Consider the following 7567-nt stretch of genomic DNA (forward strand, 5'->3'; position numbering starts at 1 on the left):
TAGCAGGTGCGGAATTTACATGGAAGTATTATGCAGGCTTCTATAATAAAGACAATCTCCCTGCCGAAGCTACTCGTACATGGGTTACAAAGACAATCGCTGAAACAGACAGCGACGGGACAACTCACTACATCACAAAATTAGCGGACGCATACAAGGTATCTGGCGATAGCTTCTATATGCAGGACGGCAAGGCGGTTCTTCCACTTGGAACGCTAACCGTTGAGGAAACGAAAGCTCCAAACGGCTACTTGTTAGAGGGTGCATATATGCAGGCTGGCGATAAGTCCGAACAGATTAAGGGCTTATATGTAACACAGATTACCGAGGACGGCGACCTTGCCGTATTATCTGGAAGTAACCAGTTTTCCGTATCAGACAAGGTTATCCGTGGCGGTGTCAAAATTCAGAAACGAGATTTAGAAACGGGCGATACAAAGCCACAAGGAAGTGCCACTCTGAAAGATACTGTCTTTGACATCATTTCCTTAAATGATAATTCTGTTTTGGTTGAGGGCAAGCTATATAAGAAAAATGAAGTCGTAAAAACTATTCGTACAGATATTGAGGGTATCGCTTCTACTTCTTCTGACCTCTTACCTTATGGAAAATTCCGTATTGTTGAGAGTGAAGCTCCCGACGGTTACTTAACTGACGGTGCAAAACCGATTGATTTTACAATCACAGAAAATGGAAAAATCGTGGACTTAACCGACGAAGCTCATTCTATCTACAATCAGATTAAGCGTGGAGATATTGAGGGTGTAAAAATCGGTGCAGGCACACATAAGCGTCTTGCTGATGTTCCTTTTAGGATCACAAGCAAGACAACGGGCGAAAATCATGTTGTGGTAACTGATGATAACGGGCAGTTTTCCACTTCTGCTGACTGGGCTTCTCATAAGCACAATACAAACGCAGGCAAGACCAGTGAGGACGGTGTGTGGTTTGGGACTTCTGAACCAGACGACAGCAAGGGGGCATTACCTTATGATACCTATATCATTGAAGAAATGCGTTGCGATAGTAACAAAGGCTTTGAACTTATCCCACCATTTGAAATCGTAGTATCAAGAAACAATCTTGTGATTGATTTAGGAACTTTGACTGATGAATACGAGAAAGAAATCTCTATCCATACCACAGCAACCAGCAAGGACGGCGAAAAGACAATCCTTGCAGGAAAAGAGGTTACGATTGTTGATACCGTCAAATTAGACGGACTTACAAAAGGCACAAAATATCAGCTCAAAGGCTGGCAGATGTTAAAAGAAAAAAATGCCGAGCTTATCATTGACGGGAAACGTGTGGAAAACGATTATACCTTTGTCGCTGATGATGAAGAAATGAAAGTGGAAATTTCCTATACATTCAATGCGTCTGCTTTAGGTGGCAAAAATCTTGTTACCTTTGAAGAATTGTATGATTTAAGCAATCCAGACGAACCCGTAAAAGTTGCGGAACACAAAGACATTGAGGACGACGGGCAGACCGTACTTATCACAGAGCGTATCATCAAAATTCATACGACTGCTACCGATAAGGACGGTAACAAAGAACTTGAAGCAGGAAAAGACGTTACAATCATTGATACCGTAACCTTAGAGGGCTTAGAAGTCGGTACACAGTACAAACTTGTGGGCTGGCAGATGTTGAAAGAAGAAAGTGCAGAGCTTCTTATCAATGGAAAGCGTGTGGAAAGTGATTATATGTTTACCGCTGACAGCGAAACTATGAAAGTGGAAGTTGCTTTTATCTTTGACGCTACTTCCCTTGACGGCAAACAGCTTGTAACTTTTGAAGAATTGTACGATTTGAGCAATCCAGACGAACCGAAGAAAGTTACCGAACATAAGGATATTGAGGATAAGGGACAGACGATTACTTTTAAGGAAAAGCCAGAAGAACCAGAGAAACCCGAAACACCACCGACACCAGAAAAGCCTAACAGACCTAGCGACAGTCCCAAAACGGGCGACAGTACAAATGTAATGGCATTTGTTGTGATGTTGCTTGCGTCTGCTGGTGGATTGGCTGGAACATATCTTTACAAACGCCGTAAAATGAAGAAATCATAAGGCGGTAACGGTATGAGAAAAGGAAAATCACGTTCTCCGCCGAAGCGGTCAAACGGCAGACTTCCGCTTATTCTGCTTGTCTGTCTACAACCTGCAAGAACACAGATAGTCAAGGGTGCGTAAGCATTTATTTTACCCTTTACTATCTGGGGGATTGCTGGTATTTACCCAAACCGCCAGAATAAGAAATCACAATTAAAAAACTTATCAAACATAGAAAGAAACGAGGTAAAACAATATGGAAATGAAATATGTCGTGCCAGATATGGCACAGTCTTTTGGAACTCTTGAATTTGCAGGCGAAAGCGAGCCAGTCTTTGAAAGAGATAAAAATAACCGCAGGGTCTTAGCCAGACGAAGCTATAACCTTTATTCTGACGTACAGAAAGGCGAAAATGTTGTGGTGGAAATTCCCGTGCAGGCTGGCGAAAAGCATTTCAAGTATGAGCAGAAAGTAAAACTTGTCAATCCGAAGTTATACGGCAGAGGTTACGCAATCGGGGATATGGGACATACCGATTATGTGTTAGTTGCTGATGATATTGTAGCAGTTGATGAAAAGTAAAGGAGTGAAGAATTTATGAGATTATCAAACGGGTTTGTTATTGACAAAGAGAAAACATTTGGAGAATTAAAATTTACAGCGGTGCGTGATGTGTTCTTGCAGAATGAGGACGGGACACCGAGTACCCAGCTTAAAAAGCGTATCTATGATTTGAAGTGCAGTCTGCATGGTGGAATTATCCCCGTGTCCGTACCGCCAGAAGTACCGTTAAGGGAATTTCCGTACAATGCAGTTGTGGAACTTGTCAATCCAGTAGCCGATACGGTATCACGAAAAACCTATACAGGTGCAGATGTGGACTGGTATGTAAAGGCAGAGGATATTGTGTTGAAGAATAAAGGCAATCAGAACGCAGGTAATCCACAGAACCCTACACCGCAGGGACAACAGAAAAAATAGGATTGCCGAGTAAAAATTATATTGTAGAGCATACTGCATAACGGTATAATTATTTCATATCAAATATAATGGAGTGATGAAAATGAAGCATATCTTAATTGTTGATGATGATATTCATATAAACAAAATGTTGGACGAAGTTTTAGTACATGAAAGATATATGGTTTCCCATGCTTACTCTGGTACAGAAGCATTATTATTTTTAGCAGATACAAAACCAGATTTGATTTTGCTAGACTTAATGTTACCGGGATTGTCTGGGGAAGAATTATTACCACAAATATCAGATATTCCCATTATTGTTATGAGTGCAAAAGTAGATGTTGAAGATAAGGTATCTCTTTTACTTGGTGGTGCAGTTGATTATGTTACTAAGCCTTTTGATACAAAAGAATTATTGGCAAGAATTACTGTTGCACTTAGAGTAAAACACCCTCATTAAACAGAACATTAGAATTTGAAGATATTACATTGGATACATTTACTTATGAAGTGTTCATAGAGGACAAAAAAGTAAAACTGACGAGAACGGAATATGCTATTTTGAAATTGTTAATACAAAATCCGAAGCAAGTTATTGTAAAGTCATTTCTTTTAGAAAAAATTAGTGAGGACACACCAGACTGTACTGAAAGCTCATTAAAAATGCACATTAGTAATTTAAGAAAAAAACTTCGTGATATAAGTGGAAAAGATTATATTGAAGCTGTTTGGGGAATTGGATTTAAAATGAGAACAGAATAAATCTTTACTGTTTCTTTACTGTTTTCTTTACCGTTTTCTTTACTCTTACAAGATAGAATAACTATATCAGAAAACAGGAGGTAAAAATCATGGAATATGTTCTTAAAACAAATTCTTTATGTAAGAACTACGGGCATTTTAAAGCACTCAACGGCTTATCAATGAATGTGCCTAAAGGTTCGATTTATGGTCTTATCGGCAAAAACGGAGCAGGCAAAACAACTCTTATACGGTTGATATGTGGTTTACAAGAGCCTACATCTGGCGACTATGTTCTTTATGGCAAAAAGCACATAGATAAGGACATTACAAAATCTCGTCGCAGAATGGGAGCAATCGTAGAAACACCGTCAATTTATGTTGATTTAACAGCGTATGAAAATTTAAAGGAGCAATACAAAGTATTAGGTATTCCCTCTGATGATGGAATTTCCGAAATATTAAAATTAGTTGGTCTTGAAAATACGGGAAATAAAAAAGCAAAAAATTTTTCTCTTGGTATGCGTCAAAGACTAGGTATTGCGGTTGCTCTTGCAGGTTCGCCAGATTTTCTCGTTCTTGATGAGCCAGTCAATGGACTTGACCCACAAGGAATTATAGAAATTAGGGAATTGATCTTGAAGCTCAATCAAGAACATGGAATTACCGTTTTGATTTCTAGTCATATATTAGACGAGCTATCAAAACTGGCAACATACTATGGCTTTATTGACAATGGTAAAATGATAAAACAGATTAGCTCTATTGAATTGGAAAGTAAATGCCGAAAATGTACTCATTTAAAAGTATCAAGCACAAAAACCCTTGCTTATGTTTTAGACACTATGAACATTGAATATAAAATACTTTCTAATACAGAAGCGGATATTTTTGAAAAAGTTAATATTTCAAAATTAACGACAGAATTATCCAAAAAAGATTGTGAAGTTATTTCGATACATGAACATGATGAAAGTTTAGAAAGTTATTTTGTTAGCTTGGTAGGGGGTGCAAGACATGAATAAATTATTATCTGCTAATTTCTTTCGATTAAGGAAAAATAAATGTTTTTGGGGTTCATTAGCTTTTATGTTTGTGATTGGAATAGCTAGCCCACTATTGAGATATAGGGATATGAAACAGTCTGGATATATCAATAATCTTGACAATGGATTTTTCATGTGTGCATTGTTCATAGGAATTATTCTTGCTGTATTTTGTAGTCTTTTTATCGGTACAGAACATAATGACGGAACAATCAGAAACAAAATTATCGTAGGACAGAAAAGAGAAACTATTTATTTATCAAATATGGTAACTTGTTCTATTATTGCAATTACAATGTGTATTGTGTTTTTTGTTCCGTATCTCAGCGTTGGAATTCCTTTACTTGGATTTTTTGTTGCTGATATGAAAATGATTGTAATGATAGGAGTAACTGTCTTGGTTTTATCAGTTACATTTGCTTCTCTTTTTACACTTGTAGCAATGCTCTCTCAAAATAAAGCTATTATTGCAGTAGCTTGTATTCTATTTTCATTTGGGCTTTTGTTTGCTGGTGCAATATGTAATAGAATGTTGGACGCTCCAAAAACTATTCCAGCTTATTCGATAGGAGAAAATGGAGAAAGCACAGCTCAAGAAATGGAAAATCCAAAATATTTAGACGGAACAAAACGAGAAATTGTGCAATTCTTTTATGATGTAAATCCAGGCGGTCAAGCAATTCAATGTTCAACAATGCAAGTTGTTAATTTAACACGATTGCCTATATATTCCTTAGTAATCGTTATACTTACAACTGGTGCAGGTGTTTGGATTTTCAAGAAAAAAGATTTAAAGTAAAGGAGTGAAAAATTATGCTATGGTTATGGCTTTTCATAAGTGGACTGATTTTAGTAATTATCTTGTTACTTATCAAGATACATTTATTACGAAAATCTGCAAAAGAAATAGAATGTTCATTCTCTGAAAAGCTCATAACCGATAGTAATACTCTGATTGATATTTCAAGCAACGATAAATATATGTGTCATTTAGCAAATGAAATAAATATCCAGCTACGAAAGCTCCGAGCTGAACGCAGAAAATTTCAAAAAGGCGATATAGAATTAAAAAATGCTGTTACAAATGTTTCTCACGATTTACGCACACCGCTAACCGCAATATATGGCTATTTGGATTTACTTGAACAAGAAGAAAAAAGTGAAAAAGTGAATAGATATATTGCTGTCATAAAAAATCGTACAGAAATGCTAAAACAACTAACAGAAGAATTATTTCGTTATTCTGTGATTTTAACTTCAGAAGAAGATTTAAAAATTGAACCTATTACTATTAACAATGTATTAGAGGAAAGTATCGCTTCATTCTATACAATTTTAAAAGAAAAGCAAATTTCTCCTAAGATTATCCTTCCACAGAAAAAGATAGTCCGTAATCTTGACCGTTCCGCATTATCAAGAATATTTGCAAATTTATTGAATAATGCAGTCAAGTACAGTAATGGCGATTTAGAAGTTACATTATTTGAAAATGGAGAAATTCATTTTATAAACCATGCTTCAAATTTGACTGAAATAGAAGTTGGAAAATTATTTGACCGATTTTATACAGTTAATAATGCTAGAAATTCAACTGGACTGGGATTGTCTATTTCAAAAGCATTAGTTGAAAAGATGAATGGTACAATTTCAGCCGAGTATAATAATGAAATGCTTAATATTTGCATTGTGTTTGATTTGTGAAAATAACTTTTTATAGCAGTTAGTCTTTGGATTGACTGCTTTTTTCGTACCCAGAAAGGAGTGATTGATTTATGCGTAAGATTTGGAACAAAGGACACCGTATCAGAGCCAGCGACAAACACCTTGTCTATCATTTTTCCATAGGGACGCTTCTGTTTGTATTCGTGGCGATTCTATTGCTATTGAATATCAAACAGCTCATGCGTACCGATTGGGAGCATTTCAGCTTGTTAGAAAACGGCTTGACACTCTCCCCTTACAACTTCATAACCATACTGATAGCGACTGGTGTTTGTGCATTGGTCGCTTTTCTGTATTACCGTTTTTGTTATGACAGTTTCAAGAAGCTCCTGCACCGTCAAAAGCTGGCACGAATGATACTGGAAAATAAGTGGTATGAAGCCGATACCGTACAAGACAGCGGTTTTTTTACTGACCTGCAAAGCAGATCAAGAGAAAAAATCGTCTGGTTTCCAAAGATTTACTATCAAATGGAAAAGGGACTGCTTCATATCCGCTGTGAAATTACGCTGGGGAAATATCAAGACCAGCTTTTACGGTTAGAGGATAAATTGGAAAGTGGCTTGTATTGCGAGCTGACCGACAAAACCTTACATGACGGCTATATCGAATATACTCTGCTTTATGATATGATAGCGAACCGCATTACCATTGATGAAGTACGGGCAGAAAACGGCTGTCTTAGATTGATGAAAAATCTTGTCTGGGAATATGACGCACTTCCCCATGCTCTGATTGCTGGTGGGACTGGTGGCGGTAAAACTTATTTTCTGCTGACGCTTATTGAAGCCTTACTGCATACAAACGCTGTCCTTTATATCTTAGACCCGAAGAACGCTGACCTTGCAGACTTGGGAACAGTTATGGCAAATGTGTATCATACCAAAGAAGAAATGATTGATTGCGTCAATGCCTTTTATGAGGGCATGGTACAGCGAAGTGAGGAAATGAAGCGACACCCGAACTATAAGACGGGCGAAAACTACGCCTATCTGGGACTGCCACCCTGCTTTCTTATCTTTGATGAATATGTG

The 7567-nt window shown here is 37.3% G+C and carries 7 protein-coding genes and 1 pseudogene; all 8 read left to right on the plus strand.

Annotated elements, in window-relative coordinates:
• Positions 1 to 2078 (plus strand): SrtB-anchored collagen-binding adhesin (locus tag DW965_RS17840; RefSeq protein ID WP_119198647.1); only part of this gene is annotated, 2078 nt, incomplete at its 5' end.
• Positions 2079 to 2316: 238 nt separating this feature from the next.
• Complete coding sequence (locus DW965_RS17850; protein WP_109258288.1) at positions 2317 to 2643, plus strand: YdcP family protein; 327 nt, start codon at positions 2317 to 2319, stop codon at positions 2641 to 2643.
• 15 nt (positions 2644 to 2658) lie between these two features.
• Entirely contained in the window at positions 2659 to 3042 is a 384-nt protein-coding gene (locus DW965_RS17855) for a YdcP family protein (RefSeq protein WP_055297303.1), read from the plus strand.
• An 82-nt stretch (positions 3043 to 3124) separates the two neighbouring features.
• Positions 3125 to 3786, plus strand: a pseudogene (locus DW965_RS22345) (response regulator transcription factor).
• Between the two features lie 89 nt (positions 3787 to 3875).
• On the plus strand, positions 3876 to 4790 hold the full coding sequence (locus DW965_RS17865) for an ATP-binding cassette domain-containing protein (protein ID WP_022621470.1): 915 nt from the start codon (positions 3876 to 3878) through the stop codon (positions 4788 to 4790).
• The gene (locus tag DW965_RS17870; RefSeq protein ID WP_118588258.1) at positions 4783 to 5610 is read left to right on the plus strand and encodes an ABC transporter permease subunit; all 828 of its coding nucleotides are present in this window, start codon (positions 4783 to 4785) and stop codon (positions 5608 to 5610) included. Before DW965_RS17865 ends, DW965_RS17870 begins: the two co-directional genes overlap by 8 nt.
• Before the next feature lie 11 nt (positions 5611 to 5621).
• Positions 5622 to 6512 (plus strand): sensor histidine kinase, encoded by an 891-nt coding sequence (locus DW965_RS17875; protein ID WP_117519224.1) that lies wholly within the window; start codon positions 5622 to 5624, stop codon positions 6510 to 6512.
• 71 nt (positions 6513 to 6583) lie between these two features.
• The coding region (locus DW965_RS17880) for an FtsK/SpoIIIE domain-containing protein (RefSeq protein WP_119198648.1) at positions 6584 to 7567 on the plus strand (984 nt) is incomplete at its 3' end.

The organism is Blautia sp. AM47-4, from assembly GCF_003479865.1.
Lineage (GTDB): Bacteria > Bacillota > Clostridia > Lachnospirales > Lachnospiraceae > Fusicatenibacter > Fusicatenibacter saccharivorans.

Excerpts from the sequence above, each read along its gene's own strand:
- DW965_RS17850 (WP_109258288.1), top strand. The coding sequence starts at position 2,317 with ATGGAAATGAAATATGTCGTGCCAGATATGGCACAGTCTTTTGGAACT.
- DW965_RS17855 (WP_055297303.1), top strand. The coding sequence starts at position 2,659 with ATGAGATTATCAAACGGGTTTGTTATTGACAAAGAGAAAACATTTGGA.
- DW965_RS17865 (WP_022621470.1), top strand. The coding sequence starts at position 3,876 with ATGGAATATGTTCTTAAAACAAATTCTTTATGTAAGAACTACGGGCAT.
- DW965_RS17870 (WP_118588258.1), top strand. The coding sequence starts at position 4,783 with ATGAATAAATTATTATCTGCTAATTTCTTTCGATTAAGGAAAAATAAA.